The following is a 15222-nucleotide window of genomic DNA, read 5'->3' as shown; positions in this document are numbered from 1 at the left end:
CAATCTGTTTTCTTTTACTAAATCACAGAGTTTCTGATATGTATCTTTGTCAGCCTCTCGATTTGCTGCATAATCTCCGGAATACGAAGCTTGTGGGGACACTGCTTTATGCAGGACAGAATGGTACAGCTTCTGCAGGCCGCCGCGCTCTCTTCTATTCCCAGATCAAGCTTTCTGAGGGCCCAGTAATCCTTTCCCAGAAAAAAGTAGTGATACTGCCGGAAGACTGTATGAATTTCCGTTCCATGCGGGCAGGTACACCGCTGGCACCTGTCGCAGGAAATCGGCTCGTAACGTTTTCCCAGGACGGTGAGCACTCTTTGAAAATCGGGGCGTTCCGGGACCGTATCCCCGGCTGCGGCTGCGTTTACTTCTTCCACTGTCCCGAGTCCGATCAGGGCGCAGGAAACCGGATAAGTAAGAACCCCTTCAATCAGTGTCTTTACAGGGAAAAAGGAAGGCAGAATCCCGGCGGCGTATACCTTATTAACCAGAAATCCCTTTTGCCTGAAAAGCGGCTCTCTTTCGATGCGGTCCAGCATACCGCGTTCCAGAATGTTGCCGCTTCCCTGCAGCACATCGATCCGGACATCCTTTGCTCCTCTTAAGAGGATGTCGTAGTAATGGGAGGCAATGCCTGTAAAGCGAATTTTCCCCTCGGTTTTCAGTTCAGCCAGAGCATCAACGGCGCCGTACCGGCCAAAAACCTGGTCTTCGTGATTCGGATCCACCTGATGGGAAAAATAGATGTCCGGTGCGGTTCCCAGGTTCTTTATCGATTCAAGAACAGCCTGATACATCTCATTGCCGGTATAAAACCGGGCTTTATCAGAGATGACGATCTTATCGCGGCCGATTTTTTTTGCAAATGCTCCCAGCTTCAGTTCGGCATCTCCATATTCCGGGACAATGGCCGTATCGTACAAATTGCATCCGAGTCTCCAGGCGTGCTCCATGACGGCGACAGCCCCTTCTGTATCAGGGCTGTAATAGCCTGGAAGAACCGGAACATTGCCGCTTAATATGGGAATGGTTCCAAATCCGATCTCCGATACGCGCAGACCGGTTGTTCCGAGATCTCTGTATTTCATGGCCTCTCCCTTTCTGCTTCATGATTACGGCACCAGGCAAACGCCCTTTCCCCAATCTGTTCGATCCCCTCCGGCAGCGTGATATCCGTCAGGTTATAGCAGAAGGCGAATGCCTCTTTCCCGATTCTCTTCAGTGTAGACGGGAGCACCACCCGTTTCAGCTCATGGCACCGGTAAAAGGTTCCTGGAAGAATCTCCTCAATGCCTTCCGGCAAAATGATTTCCTCCAGTGAGGTGCAGTTTTCAAATGCGCGCTCTCCCAAAGACCGGAGCATGGGCAGCTCTTCGATCCGTTTCAAACGAACGCAGCCGGAAAAAGCCATGCGGCCGATACGGGTGAGGCGGGAGGTGCCGCTCACCGTTTCCAGCCATTTACACTGTTCAAATGCACACTCTCCGACTGCTGCGGCAGAGTCTGGCAGTGTGATGCTGGTGAGAAGGTTGCTGTCCTTTAATGCACCGCGCCCGATCTTCGTGATTCCCTCCGGCAGAATTAAACGGCTTATATTTCCCGTACATTCCAGCAGCAGCCCCGAGCCGTCTGTCTTGAAGCAGTTACAGCAGTCCTCGAAAATCTGTCTTACCATGGACGGAAGCTCCTGATCCAGTGAAGGAAGGCCCTCTAGGCAGTACTCTCTTCCATCGGCCGTAACAATGCGTTTCAGCCGGATACAGTTTCGAAACGCATGTATCTCCACCGCTGTCCGGGAGGAAGAAAATCTGATTCCGGTTAAATCAATACAGTTGGCGAAGGCCCACCCCGAAATCCGTTTGACGAAAGGGCTGATTACCACGTCGCCGGAGCAGGCGGCCGCGTCAATGATTATATTTTTCACGATAACAGGAGATGTTCCGCAGACGGCGCGCTGCTGTTCCAGCCAGGGGGTCTTGTCGAATGCCCTTGGGCCTATATACTCCACGGAATCCGGGATTGAGACTGCCTCAAGCCGTGTCTGATCCTTAAAAACGTCTTCCCCGATGGTTTTCACGCCCTCAGGTATGGCCACAAACCGGCCGCAGTTCCGGTATTCGGTTAATGCAAGTTCCTCATCGATGTTAAAACAGCTCAAGGCACTTCCGTAGATACGCCTGACGGCCTCCGGCAGCTTCCGGTCAAACAGAGTCTCATATCCCGTAAGCTGATACACTGTCTTCTCCAGTATAACCCTGCGCATGGCGGTACAACCGGAAAATGCATAGCTGGCGGGAAAATCTATGTTATGGCCGTCACGCAGTATGATTTCCTCCAGATGTCCACAGTCCTCAAAGCTATGATCGGACAAGGCGGACAACGCGGGAAGCAGCATGCTTTTTAATGCGTCACAGCGCTCAAATGCCCGTGTACCGATCCGTTCGGCCAGAGGGAAGTAAACCGCCTCCAGACTTTTGCAGCAGCTGAAGGCTTCTCTCCCCATGCGGCGGAGATTTTCCATGCGGCATATATTTAAAGCCGAACAGCCGCAGAACGCACCGTCCCCCAGGAGAACCGTCTCCTCTAACGTGACTGATTCAAGACTTTGACACCAGGCAAATGCTCTGGCGCCGATTCCTGCAATCCGGCAGGAGAAAGCGGACAGGGAGATACATTTTTCGAAGGCGGAACTGCCCATCTCCTCAAGGGGGGCGGAGACATGAACCGACTTTAAATTCCGGCATCCTGCAAAGGAAGAGCTGCCAATTCTTTTTAAGCTTACTGGAAAATGGAGCGACCGGAGGCGGTCATTTCCGGCAAAGGCGTAGTCCGCGATCCCGGCAACGCCTTCCGGAATGGTCACGTCACCGCTTAAGCCTGAGCCGTCAATCAGAATACCGGAGACGATGGCGGCTCCGGGAAGGGGACCGTTTCCCATCCGCTTCTGCTCTTCCAGAAACGGCGTACCGGAAAATGCTGAGTCTCCGATCTGAAGAAATCCCCCCTCAATCCTTCTTAACTTTTCACATCCGGAAAATGCACTGGTTCCCACTACAGTACAGCGTTCCAGAGAAGGAACCTCTGTCAGTTCCCGGCAGTTTAAAAATGCGCGGGCCGACACCGAAGTCAGCTGACCGTCAGACTGTGCTGCTGAAACCGCCTGTAAGGCCGTGCAGCGGGCGAAAACGCCTTCCTCGAGGATTTTTACGCCAGGAGGGAGAAGGACCTCTGTGAGCCTGGTACAGCCGCAAAACGCATATGGTCCAATCTGCGACAGAGTCATCGGCAGGGTGATGGAGGTGAGCTCCGTGTTCCCGTAAAAAGCGCCTCCCGCAATGGCCCGAACCTCATCTCCGAGAACAACGTCACCGGAGAATCCGCTGCCGTCCAACAATATGTGACAGACCGTTTTATCAGCTGGAAGCTCCTTTAGATAGCGGCTGCCTTCAAATGCGTGTTTTCCAATGGATTCAATCGAATCCGGCAGTATGACGACGGCAAGCTTCTCACACTGGAATGCAAATTTATCTCCGACATACCGTACCCCGTCTTCAAATGTGAGCCGTCTCATCTTCCCGCACTGGGAAAATACGTCGGTTCCGCAGGAAACCGGATTACAGAATACCCGGGCATTTCGAATCCCGGAATGGGTAAATACGTTGCGCCCGATCACCTTCAGGGAAGACGGAAGCACGATATCCCGCAGGGAGAGGCACCGGTAAAAGGCCATGTCGCCCAGAACGGTCACTGTCTCCGGCAGCACAATGTCTTTTAATTTCTCACATCCGTAGAAGGCCAGTTCTCCGATCTCTTCGAGCCTGTCGGAGAAACGCACTTCGTTTAATACACGGCACCGGTTAAATACGGATGGGCAGATGCTTATAAGAGAATCCGGAAGGATGGCCCGAATCAGTTTTACGCAGTTTTCAAAGGCGGATTTTCCAATATGTCTGACTCCCTTCGGAAACTGGATGGTCTGCAGGACGAGACAGTCTGCGAATGCCTCCTCCCCGATCATCTCCACCGAATCCGGAAGGATAACCCGGTCAATGGCTTCATTGCCTGCAAAGGCCCGCTCGCCGATCACGGTAATTCCATCGGGAACGACGACCCGTTCCTCGCTTCCGCGATACCGAAGAAGCGTGGTCCCGCTGATGGAGAAATTCCCCAGTATCTGGGCGTGGATTTCCCGGACTATGGTTGGAGCGCCCGTTTCATCCTGGCCGCTTAAGCCGGTAAGCTCGTATTCACTTCCGTCCGCCAGGCGGATGGTATGAAGCGTGGAGCAGTTCTTAAACGCGTCTTTGTGAATGGCCACCCGGTCGCTGGCAAATTCCACCCGTTCCAGATTGATGCAGTTTCGGAAGGCGCGGCTCCCGATTTCTGTGAGACTGGCGGGAAGCCTTACGGAAATGATTCCTTTTTTATCAAAGAAGCAGCTTTTCCCGATCGCGGTAATTCCTTCGGCCAGTTCCACGTGTTTTAAGTTCGTGAGAAAACGGGTGATGACGCCATCCTGTATTTCCATCATCCGGCAGATATCAGCGGCAATGGCGCGGACAGCCTCGGGAGCGTCGGAACCGGGCGCCATGGCGGCGACGGCATTGGCCATGTGATAGGAGGTCCCGTCGGAAAACGCGATATCCAGAAGACCGCTGCATCCGGTAAAACAGTCACAGATATGTTGAATATCAAGCTCCGGAGAGATCAGGATGCGTCGGAGCCTGACATCATTTAAAAATGTCTGAAGGCCTAAAGACCGAACCCCGGGCATATTTACAGTCTCCAGGCTGTCACAGTAAAGAAAGACGCAGTTGCCAAGCGCCTTGACGGAGGCAGGGATCGTGATGGCCGTAAGGCTGTGGCAGCGGTGAAAGGCGTAATTGCCGATGGTGTCCAGCCTGTCCGGCAGCGTGATCTCCGTCAGCTTCCGGCAGCCCTTAAAGGCGTCATCAGAGATGACTGTGACTGTATCCGGAAGAAGAATCTGCTCCAGGGAGGTACAGCCCTTAAACGCCCCTTTTCCGATGGTGTGGACGCCACTGGGAACGGCAACGGAACGGTTCCGCGTCTCACATTGTTCCAGAATTCCGTTTTTTATGACCAGGCCGTCATTGTTATCCAGTTCTGAGCCTGCGCTGCTGTTTGGGATATTTGTATCTGTTCCATTCATCTCCGGTCCGCTTCCTCCTCATAGAATATTGCTTTTAATATCTGTTTCATTTCTTCCACATTGCCGCAGTGATAGAGAAGCTGCTTGTATTTTTTCGTTCCGCTCCTCTTCTTCATGCAGTAGGAAGCCAGCTTCTTTATATAAGTCAGTGTGTAGGTCTCATCATAATGGCGGGAGGTCAGTTCCAGCTGGCCCATTAAAAGGCTGTATTTGTCTTCGGTAACACTGCGGCCGGTAAGACGGCTGAAAATGTACGGGTCCTGGAGAGCGTAACGGCCTATCATCACTCCGTCTGCGCCGGTGGCCTCCAGCATGTGCTGCGCTTCGCTGTCGGAAAAGATTCCGCCGTTGGCGATGACAGGGATGGATACGGCGGATTTTGCCTGTTCGATCTGATCGTAATACGGAGTGCCGTCATACATCATACTGCGGCTCCTCCCGTGGATAGAGACCATGTCAGCGCCGGCTTCCTCACACATCTTCGTGAATTCCGCGGCAATCAGCTCGTCCTGCCGGATGCCGACACGCGTTTTTACGGTTACCGGTTTTCCACTTTTTTTACAGCCGCGGATGACAGCGGCCGCCCGTCTGGGATTGGCCAGAAGCGCGCTTCCCTCTCCGCTCTTAAAGATATTCGGTACCGGACATCCCATATTGATATCGATGATGTCGAAGCCGGACAGAGCCTCGCTGCAGGCGGCCCGTTCCATCACCGCAGGATCGGAGCCAAGAAGCTGCACGGCCCGGATCCGCTCTTCTCTGGTGGTGTACAAAAGCTTTTCTGTGGCTTTGTCTTTATATTTCAGCGCGTTGGCGCTGGCCATTTCCGTAAAACAGAGGCCGGCTCCCAGCTCCTGACACAGCATTCGAAAGGGCCAGGAGGTGTAGCCGGCCAGGGGCGCCATCAGCATATTGGAAGGGAGAAGCAGATGGTTAAGCCTTAAAGGATTTGTGTTCATACTAATTACTCCATAGGTGTTGTCAGTTCCTTTTATTTTACCGTAAAAGAGCCGTTACGGCAATGAAAATTAAAACGGTGGATAAAGGAAGGGAGAACTCTGTTCTTCCCCTCTCATTATCCACCGCAGAATTAATCCATGGTGACGAGATCGATGGACGCCGGATTGACGAATATGCGTATGCGCTCCACGGATACCGTGTCGTAAGAGCCGATCTGCCGGTTCCTTATATCCTCCAGAAGCTGATCCTTACCTGCCATAAAGAGCTCCATATCATCAAGAAGATAATCGAACTCGATTCCTACATACGGGTCATCCGATTCCTTATCCGAGTATCGAAGATAAGGGGCAACCGCTTTTGCGTTATAGGTGATCTGAAAACGAATGGTATTCTCCGGAACGGCCTCATCCGGTAAAATCTCTGTGGAATCAGCCGAGTGTCTGTGAAAATAGTAATTACCGTATATTCTCAGCTTCTGCTCTTCCTGAAGCTGAAAGGAGTAATCGAGATTCTCAGTCGTCATCTTCACATCGCCAATCATGGTCCTGCCGGAGTAGGCGAAAGATGAAAATTCGGAGAAGGAAATTCCGGTGCCGATTCCGGTAATGAATACTCCGCTACAGAAAACTGCGATCAGCGCTTTATGTAAGTTACGCATCATGTACCTCCTCTGTAAGTTGAACGGCGGTTTCTTCCGCCTCATAATGATTCGTTTTATTCATGCGAAGCAGGCTTACGCAGAAACAGGTAAATGCACCGCTGCAAAGCACGGTGCCGAACAGAACCAGGGTAATCCCTGTCAGGGGATATCCTTTAAACAGCCACACGATCAGAATGCCGAAACAGAACAGTGATCCCAGCAGGAACAGACCGCCAAAAAGGGCCAGAAACATCATAAACAGATTCCAGCACCACCTAAGGCCCCACAGGCAGAGGCGAATGATTCCGTGAAAGCAGCTTCCAATGGCGGAGACGATGGAATGACCCAGCGTGCGCATGGCGGGGACTGCCCTTGCGGAACCGCTGTCGGCTGTTCTCCTTTGTTCTCTCTTTTTTCTTTCCGTATCAGTGGTCACGGTCTTCTCCTCTCTGTGCAGCAGCGAGCGAATCTTTCGTATGGGAAATAGGATCAGATAAGCCGCCTTTCTTCCTATGGCCTTTCCTGCTTCATAGCAGCAGACGGCGCCGTGCCGCGCTGCGGCAGACAGCTTCTTGAAAAAGCGGGCGAACTTATCACGCAGGTCGGCTCCGTGAATCGCAATCGGCTTTACAGGGAGTTTCCGGACTTCCTTTGCCGCATTACCGGAAAATTCCGCTTTGACGTGGTAGGCCTCCAGAATCTGGGCGGCCAGCTCCTTAACACTTCCAAAATCGCGGATGGCCTCGTCCTCACTTAATCCGCTTTCCACCTTCATATCAATATGCTGGGAGTACTCCTCCAGAATATCCCGCTGTTCCTCATCTTCAAGGATGAGGAGGTGCCGGTTTAACTCTTCTAAAAATTCATTCTTATTCATCCTTCTGCTCCTTCAAAAATATACATACCCGCTGTTGAAATTCGTTCCATTCCTGCTCCAGTGTCTCCCGGTAGAGAACTCCGGCAGCAGTCAAGTGGTAATACTTCCGCGGCGGCCCCTCTGTGGATTCCCGCAGATACGTCTCAAAATAGTGCTCATTGGTCAGACGCTTCAGCAGCGGATAAATGGTTCCCTCATTCACATCAATGACCTTGGATACCTCTTCCACCAGCTCGTACCCATACATATCCTTCTTCCTCACGGACTCCAGCACCACCAGTTCAAGGACTCCTTTTTTAAACTGTGCATTCATTTTAAGTCCTCCTTTAATACTATATTATACATACTACTATGTAATGTCAAGTACTAATTAAAATAAAATACTGAAAGTACTCAAAATGCTGAATCTAAAATAAAATATGGAATAATGCATCAAAAAAAACACCGGCCTCGCATGACCCGATTGCAGATCATGAAAGCCGGTGCTGCCTATATTGATAGAGGAATGGAGGATAGGGCCAGAAAGATACGGCTCTCGGTCATCTGCCCTCTTCTACTTCTGATTTTCTGTCCCTGATTCTCTGTCCTTGGTTCACTGCCTCTGATTCTCTTCCCCTGATTCTTTGTCTCTACTACTCTGTCTCTATTTCTCTGCCAGAACCTCAGTAACAGGCACACAGTACATGATGGTCAGATGCTGGCCGCTATGGATCACATCCTCCCTCAGCCCATTCATACTTTTTAACTCAGCGACGTATTCGGTGGTGGACATGCGGCAGCTCTTGGCATATTCATCGGCGATTCCCCATAGTGTATCGCCTTTTTGAATCTCGATGCTGGTATAATACTTTTGAGACTTCGGAAGTTCTGTTTCATCGGCCAGTGCATTCATCAGAGAATGACCGCAGACGTTCGACAGAATCAAAACAACAAGTGCCATCGTAATCATTAATTTTTTCATCTGTATTTACCCCCTGTAACTCTTTTAACTCTTTTGCAACAAAAAGAACGTTTGTTCTGCATGGGTATATCATACCACTCGAACAAATGTTTGTCAAGAAAGAAAGCCACTTTTTTCGAACAAAGGTTTGCATTTTTATCGAACATATGTTACTATAAAAGAAAGAAAAAGGATTGAGGAGGCTGTGTTATATGGCTCAGGAGAAGATAACAGCGAAACAGCAGGAAATTTTAGAATATATCAAAGAAACAATCTTAAAAAAGGGGTATCCGCCGGCTGTCCGGGAGATCTGTGAAGCGGTACATTTAAAGTCAACCTCTTCCGTCCACTCCCATTTAGAGACACTGGAGGAAAAGGGATACATAAGAAGGGATCCCACCAAGCCGAGAACGATTGAGATTATCGACGACTGCTTTAATTTGACGAGACGCGAGGTCGTGAACGTGCCGCTCGTTGGTACCGTGGCCGCAGGTGTTCCGCTTCTGGCTGAAGAGAATATTGAGAATTACTATCCTATCCCCGTGGAGCTTCTCCCGAATGCGGAGACCTTTATGCTGAATGTAAAGGGAAACAGTATGATTAATGCCGGTATCTTCGATGGAGATCAGCTGATTGTGGAACGGTGCTCCACTGCTTACGACGGAGAGATCGTCGTGGCGCTGGTTGATGATTCGGCTACAGTAAAGCGTTTTTACAAAGAAGACGGCTACTATAGACTTCAGCCTGAGAATGATGAGATGGATCCGATTATTGTGGATCACCTGGAGATACTTGGAAAGGTGATCGGACTGTTCCGTTTGGGAATCAACTAGTACTGCATTGCTGACGGCCGGAAACACGGAATTTTGGAAAATAGAAAGTGAAGCAGGAAGAGGTTGACATAAATATTTTATGTCAACCTCTTCCTGCTTTTGCTAACCAGTTTCTATTTGTTTCGACCTGCTTCTGAATCCAGCCTGTTTCGTTCTGTTATTTCAGTTCACTGACATCCAGTGTCTTCCCATCGCGCCAGATGCGCTCCAGATCATAGAAGAGTCTGTTGTCACGGTCAAAGACGTGTACGATGATGTCGCCGTAATCCATAAGGATCCAGTTGGCAGACTGATAACCTTCCACCTGACGGCAGGTACAGCCCATTTTTCCAAGTTCCTCTTCCACGTTGTCTACCATGGCCTGAACCTGGTTGGAATTGGAACCGCTTGCTATAATAAAGTAATCCGCCATAACGGAAACGTTGCGGATATCGATGATGCGGATATCCTCGCCCTTTTTGTCGGATAAAGCCGCGTAAGCTGCTTTTACCATTTCGCTAGAATGATTCATTGTTTAATTTCCTCTCTTTTCCTCGTGAAGCTGTTTGTAATAATCATATGCCAGATTCGTCATGGAATCCACATAACAGCCTTTCCCATTCAGATAATCCAGGGTATCCTTTAAAATCTGATAGATGCATTCCTTCAGATCCGTAAATGCCAGCGGACGCACCAGAGGTAAATCCGGGGCCTCATACCGGCGTGGTTCGATATAATCCGCCGTGAAGATAATCTCCTCCAACAGTGTCATATCGGGCCGTCCGGTGGTGTGCCACCGGATTGCCGAAAGCACCTCCGGATCCGATATCTGATATTTCGTCTCGGCCAGCCAGGCGCCGTATTTCGCATGAAGGACAGCCGGGGCCTTCTTCTCATCTTCGGTCAGGGTGATCTTCTGCTTCTCGCATTTTTTGATGATAGTCTCATTGCTGTAGTGTTTTGCGCAGTCATGCAGAAGACCGGCCAGTTCCGCCTTGTCCAAATCACAGCCATAGCGCATGGCCAGTGCCGCTGCGGTAAATGACACGCTTATGGTGTGCTCGTATCTGGAAGGCGTCAGTTTTCCGCTCAATTCGTTTCTCAGATGTGCAATGATTTCCTGCATTCTGTCACCTCCTGATATAGATGATGCTCTTTAATATACCTGGCTACCGGCTCCGGGACGAATGGTTCAATGGACTCACCAAGAGCGGTCATCCGGCGCAGCTCAGCAGAGGAGATATCGATCTCCCCGCAGTGCAGCATGCGGACGTCAGCCTGATATTTCTCTTTCAAATAGGTAATCTGTGTTTCCATGGAACGGCCTGCCGACTCATATTCCCGCACTGCCGCCAGGATTACGGCCTGCGCCAGTACCTTTGCTGGTTCATGCCAGTGCTCGATCTCATAGAGGGAGTCTGCGCCGATGATGAAATAAAACGTATGGCCGGGATATTTCTCATGAAGAATTTCCAGTGTCTGCGACGTATAGGTGTTGCCGCTGCGCATGACCTCAAAATCCGAACAGGAAAATCCCTCGCGGCCCTCCATGGCGAGCCGGGTCATCTCCAGACGTATATGGCTGTCTGTTACACGGTGGTCCTTTTTGTGCGGCGGCTGTCCCGAAGGCATGTACCATATCTGGTCCAGGCCGTATTCGTAATAGGCCTGTTCTCCGAGGCGAAGGTGACCGTTATGGATCGGGTCGAATGTACCGCCCATGATTCCGATTTTCCCCATATTCAGTAACTCCTTACGTTACGCCGGCTGAACCTATGGAAGGATGATCTTTCTCTTCTTCTCTTCTTTCGCCGGTTTATAAAGGACAATTTTTCTTCCAATAACCTGAACCACCTCAGAATGGGTGCGCTCAGCCAGTGTCGAGGCGATTGCGCTGCCGTCATCGAGACAGTTTTTTAATACCGTAATCTTAATCAGTTCCCTTGCTTCCAGAGCTTCCGCAATGGCGGTGGTAATCTCCGGCGTGATGCTGGATTTACCGATCTGGAAAATAGGCTCCATGGTCATTGCTAAGCCCTTTAAATAAGAACGCTGCTTGCTTGTCATATTTCCTCCATCATATTACTTCTCAATTTTATCATTAGTCTATTTGTAATAGTCGAATTCCAGACCGTACATACGGACAGTATCGCCTTCTTCGATTCCGGCTTTTTCCAGTTCTTCGAGAATTCCGTTTCCTTTTAAGAATTTCTGGAAGAATAAAAAGCCCTTTTCTGACTCTAAATTGGTATATCCCAGCATTTTTTCGATACGCGGACCCTCTACGACGTAGATACCTTCCTCGTTCCTCTCCACCGTATAAGGCAGCGTCTCGTCGATCATCATCGACGGATCGAATTCCTTCTCGAAGATAACCGGTGTAGAATCTACCGTCTGCAGCAAATCGTAAACAGCGTATAAAAGTTCCTTGACTCCCTGGCCGCTGACCGCGGAGATCGGATAAACCTTGATTCCCTTCGGTTCAAATTCAGCTTTCAGCTTTGCAACCGGATCCTCATCCTCAGCGTAAATGACGTCGGTCTTGTTGGCTGCAATGATCTGCGGCCTTTTCATAAGATCCGGGTTGTAGGCTTCCAGCTCTTTATTAATGGCCCGGATGTCCTCGAGCGGATCGCGGCCCTCTGTAGATGCGGCATCCACGACGTGAACCAGTACACGGGTGCGCTCGATGTGACGGAGGAAATCATGACCGAGGCCGATTCCCTCTGAGGCTCCTTCGATCAGACCCGGGATATCCGCCATGACAAATCCCTTGCCGCCGTCGATATCCACAACTCCCAGATGAGGATTCAGAGTGGTGAAATGGTAATTGGCGATCTTGGGGCGGGCGTTGCTGACGCGGGAAAGCAGCGTGGATTTACCCACGTTTGGGAATCCCACGAGACCGACATCCGCGATGACCTTGAGTTCCAGCTGGACCCAGAGTTCCTGGCCGGACTGTCCAGGCTGGGCGTATTTCGGTGCCTGCATGGTTGGAGTGGCGTAATGCATGTTGCCCTGACCGCCGCGGCCGCCTTTTAAGATGACTTCTCTCCGGTTTTCACCGGACATATCGGCGATGACTTTTCCGGATTCAAACTCTTTGATGACTGTTCCTTCCGGAACCTTGACGATGAGATCGCCGCCGTTTTTTCCGTGGCAGCGCTTCTTGCCTCCCTGTTCTCCGTCCTGGGCAGCGTATTTGCGCACCTGGCGGAAATCGCTTAAGGTATTTAAACCGTCATCCACTTCAAAGATAATATCGCCGCCGTCGCCGCCGTCACCGCCGTCGGGACCGCCGCAGGGAACATAGAGTTCCCGGCGGAAGCTGACGTGACCGTCGCCGCCTTTTCCTGATTTAATAAATATTTTTGCTCTATCGGCAAACATGAATTCACCTGTTTCCTTTCCATTGGCATTTTAAAAGAAACGGCTTCATACGGTGAGGTATGAAGCCGGTCTAATTATTCGCTTATTACTCTTGGATAAACAGAAACCTGCTTTTTGTCTCTGCCTTTTCTTTCAAATCTGACAACGCCATCCACCGTAGCGAACAGTGTATCGTCTCCGCCGCGGCCTACATTAAGACCTGGATGGATATGAGTACCACGCTGTCTGTAGAGAATGTTGCCGGCTAATACGAACTGACCATCGGCTCTCTTAGCACCTAACCTCTTAGACTCGGAGTCTCTGCCGTTCTTTGTAGATCCAACACCTTTTTTATGAGCGAAGAATTGAAGGTTCATCTTTAACATCACTTACACCTCCTCAAATCGAATTTTTATATATTGTTTCCCATATGATTCCATGATATTCGTAAGCCCGAGCACCAGAGAATTCATAAGGAGTTTTGATTCCGGACTGATCTCTCCTGAAAAACGCAGCTGAAAGTCTCCCGAACGTTCATCGGCACTTCCCTCAAAATCGTCTTCCGTGAAGGTCTCGATCGAGTTATAAGCGGAGAATACCAGGGCTGAAACGGCGGCACAGACGATGTCCTGTCCTTCCTCACCGTACCCGGCATGTCCTGTAAGCTTAAGTTCGCGGACCACTCTGTCTGAATCTTCCAAAACTGTTACTTTAATCATAGTCTCTGCCTGAATTAAGCGTTGATCTTTTCAATCTTTACCTGGGTATAAGCCTGTCTGTGACCATTTTTCTTATGGTATCCGGATTTTCTCTTATACTTGTAAACAATGACTTTTTTCGCTTTGCCTTCTTTTACAACTGTACCTGTTACGGTAGCACCTGCTACTGTCGGGCAGCCGACTGCTAATTCGCCGTTGTTTACTACCAGTACCTGATCGAATGTGACTGCTTCACCAGCGTCAACACCAAGCTTTTCTACTTTAATGATATCGCCTTCAGCTACTTTGTACTGCTTACCACCTGTTGCAATAATCGCGTACATATGGCACCTCCTATTATCATTACTCGCCAACTGCGGTGCTTCGCTTTTACACGAAAACTTTTAGACCTCATTGTGCGGCATACTGTAACATAATACCATTTGTCCTTTGTAAAGTCAACATAAATAAAACAAAATTATAAAGTTTTTCCGGCCGTTTTTGCCTTGTATTTCTGCTTTCTTCTTAGTATAATGGAAAAAGTTTGGGGTGACAAGGAGAGGTAATACCCATGAAAATAGATAGAAGGAAACAAATTTTTATCCGCTGCTGCTATGGCTATTCGGTCAGCGGGATGGCGGTGCTGGTGATCGGAGCGATTCTGCCGGCGGTGATCACGGAGGCTGGAATCAGCTTTCTGGCCGCTGGCGGACTGCTCTCCGTGATGGCGGTGGGGAATCTTCTGGCCAGCTTCCTCTTCCCCGTCATGGTTCCTGCCATGGGAAGACGGTTCTCCATCACAGTGATGACCGCCATGGCGCCGCTCTGTCTGCTGGGACTCACTCTTCTGCCGCCGCTTCCTGTCATGTACGGCATTATGCTGGTCTACGGCCTTGTGAGAGGTTCTGTTACAATTATAAATAACGCCGCCGTCAACGATATTTACGATGGAGGCGCGGCCGGGAAGCTGAACCTCCTGCACTGCAGTTTCGCGGTCGGGGCCTTCCTGGCGCCATTTCTCACCGCAGTCCTGCTGAAGCTGGGATTTGGCTGGCGGTCGGTCGTCTATCTCCTGATCTTTATCACCGCCACCTCTGCGGTCACTTACGGGACCATGGATTACAGTCTGTTAAATGAACGGGCCAGAGATGCGGTGCCTTTAAAGCATACCGGAAAACGGGAGGAACGGGAATTCTTAAAGTCCTTTCAGTTCTACTGCATCGCCCTGATACTCTTCTTCTACCTGGGTGTGGAAAACTGTATCAACGGCTGGTTTGTCACGTATTTGCAGAATATCGGTGTCATGAGCGAGACGTATGCCACCACGCTGGTGTCGGTGACCTGGCTGATCATCATGGCAGGCAGGCTGGTCTGCGCCTCACTGAGCGGAAAGATGAGGCGCAGCTCCCTTATCCTGATGAATGCACTGGGAAGCGGTATCTGCTTTTTCCTGCTGATCTCTACGAAGAGCCTTCCGCTCATTACTCTGGCGCTCATCGGCTTCGGTTTTTTCCTGGCGGGCATCTATCCCACCTGCATCGCCGACGCGGGACCGCTGATCCAGGGCTCAACCTTCGGCATGTCGGTGCTTACGGCGATCTCGGCCATGGGTGGCATTCTGACACCCCAGATAGTGGGCGGTGCGGCGGATCATGTCGGTATCGTGGCCGCGATCGGGATCCTGGTGGTGAATGTGATTCTGGTGATTCTGCTTGCAGCGATTAATAGGAAAAAGTACGGTGACTGAGAC

General features: G+C 50.4%; 17 protein-coding genes. 2 read left to right on the top strand and 15 right to left on the bottom strand.

Features of this window, described 5'->3' with window-relative positions:
- Positions 1-17 precede the first annotated feature (17 nt).
- The 7 genes from M1L66_RS16790 to yneA form a co-directional block, all read right to left on the bottom strand.
- Positions 18-1091 (bottom strand): aldo/keto reductase, encoded by a 1074-nt coding sequence (locus M1L66_RS16790; RefSeq protein WP_434687212.1) that lies wholly within the window; start codon positions 1089-1091, stop codon positions 18-20.
- Positions 1088-5176, bottom strand: coding sequence for a leucine-rich repeat protein (locus M1L66_RS16785; protein ID WP_434687210.1), 4089 nt, complete (start codon positions 5174-5176; stop codon positions 1088-1090). The genes M1L66_RS16790 and M1L66_RS16785 overlap by 4 nt, the downstream gene beginning before the upstream one ends.
- Positions 5173-6135 (bottom strand): tRNA dihydrouridine synthase, encoded by a 963-nt coding sequence (locus M1L66_RS16780; protein WP_434687208.1) that lies wholly within the window; start codon positions 6133-6135, stop codon positions 5173-5175. Before M1L66_RS16780 ends, M1L66_RS16785 begins: the two co-directional genes overlap by 4 nt.
- Before the next feature lie 131 nt (positions 6136-6266).
- Complete coding sequence (locus M1L66_RS16775; protein WP_187022037.1) at positions 6267-6797, bottom strand: hypothetical protein; 531 nt, start codon at positions 6795-6797, stop codon at positions 6267-6269.
- On the bottom strand, positions 6787-7653 hold the full coding sequence (locus tag M1L66_RS16770) for a DUF1700 domain-containing protein (protein WP_434687206.1): 867 nt from the start codon (positions 7651-7653) through the stop codon (positions 6787-6789). Before M1L66_RS16770 ends, M1L66_RS16775 begins: the two co-directional genes overlap by 11 nt.
- Positions 7646-7966 (bottom strand): PadR family transcriptional regulator, encoded by a 321-nt coding sequence (locus M1L66_RS16765; protein ID WP_055652769.1) that lies wholly within the window; start codon positions 7964-7966, stop codon positions 7646-7648. Before M1L66_RS16765 ends, M1L66_RS16770 begins: the two co-directional genes overlap by 8 nt.
- 330 nt (positions 7967-8296) lie before the next feature.
- Positions 8297-8614: a cell division suppressor protein YneA gene (yneA, locus tag M1L66_RS16760; RefSeq protein WP_187022039.1), complete on the bottom strand. Its 318-nt coding sequence runs from the start codon at positions 8612-8614 to the stop codon at positions 8297-8299.
- Positions 8615-8805: 191 nt separating this feature from the next.
- On the opposite strand from yneA, the gene lexA reads away from it, so the two are divergent.
- Positions 8806-9426 carry a transcriptional repressor LexA gene (gene lexA, locus M1L66_RS16755; RefSeq protein WP_110323267.1) on the top strand — a complete coding sequence of 207 codons (621 nt, stop codon included), beginning with the start codon at positions 8806-8808 and terminating at the stop codon, positions 9424-9426.
- 157 nt (positions 9427-9583) lie between these two features.
- Here the strand turns inward: lexA and rsfS are convergent, their stop codons facing one another.
- The 8 genes from rsfS to rplU form a co-directional block, all read right to left on the bottom strand.
- Complete coding sequence (gene rsfS / locus M1L66_RS16750; protein ID WP_002604072.1) at positions 9584-9937, bottom strand: ribosome silencing factor; 354 nt, start codon at positions 9935-9937, stop codon at positions 9584-9586.
- A 3-nt stretch (positions 9938-9940) separates the two neighbouring features.
- Positions 9941-10531, bottom strand: coding sequence for a bis(5'-nucleosyl)-tetraphosphatase (symmetrical) YqeK (gene yqeK, locus M1L66_RS16745; RefSeq protein ID WP_434687202.1), 591 nt, complete (start codon positions 10529-10531; stop codon positions 9941-9943).
- Positions 10507-11145 (bottom strand): nicotinate-nucleotide adenylyltransferase, encoded by a 639-nt coding sequence (nadD, locus tag M1L66_RS16740; protein ID WP_434687200.1) that lies wholly within the window; start codon positions 11143-11145, stop codon positions 10507-10509. The genes yqeK and nadD overlap by 25 nt, the downstream gene beginning before the upstream one ends.
- A gap of 33 nt (positions 11146-11178) precedes the next feature.
- Positions 11179-11472 (bottom strand): ribosome assembly RNA-binding protein YhbY, encoded by a 294-nt coding sequence (gene yhbY, locus M1L66_RS16735; protein ID WP_055652764.1) that lies wholly within the window; start codon positions 11470-11472, stop codon positions 11179-11181.
- Positions 11473-11511: 39 nt separating this feature from the next.
- Positions 11512-12795: a GTPase ObgE gene (obgE, locus tag M1L66_RS16730; protein ID WP_187022042.1), complete on the bottom strand. Its 1284-nt coding sequence runs from the start codon at positions 12793-12795 to the stop codon at positions 11512-11514.
- Between the two features lie 74 nt (positions 12796-12869).
- Entirely contained in the window at positions 12870-13160 is a 291-nt protein-coding gene (rpmA, locus tag M1L66_RS16725) for a 50S ribosomal protein L27 (protein ID WP_002604077.1), read from the bottom strand.
- 3 nt (positions 13161-13163) lie between these two features.
- Entirely contained in the window at positions 13164-13493 is a 330-nt protein-coding gene (locus M1L66_RS16720) for a ribosomal-processing cysteine protease Prp (protein WP_002604078.1), read from the bottom strand.
- A gap of 14 nt (positions 13494-13507) precedes the next feature.
- A complete protein-coding gene (rplU, locus tag M1L66_RS16715; protein WP_002604079.1) occupies positions 13508-13816 on the bottom strand; it encodes a 50S ribosomal protein L21 in 309 nt (102 codons plus the stop codon).
- A gap of 227 nt (positions 13817-14043) precedes the next feature.
- Here rplU and M1L66_RS16710 point away from each other — a divergent pair, with 227 nt between their 5' ends.
- Positions 14044-15219, top strand: a complete 1176-nt coding sequence (locus tag M1L66_RS16710; RefSeq protein ID WP_434687197.1) for an MFS transporter — start codon at positions 14044-14046, stop codon at positions 15217-15219.
- Positions 15220-15222: the final 3 nt, after the last annotated feature.

This window comes from Hungatella sp. SB206, from assembly GCF_051132295.1.
Classification (GTDB): domain Bacteria; phylum Bacillota; class Clostridia; order Lachnospirales; family Lachnospiraceae; genus Hungatella; species Hungatella effluvii.
The sequence above is the reverse complement of the archived record's forward strand: the minus strand, read 5'-3'. Positions and strand labels throughout refer to the sequence as shown.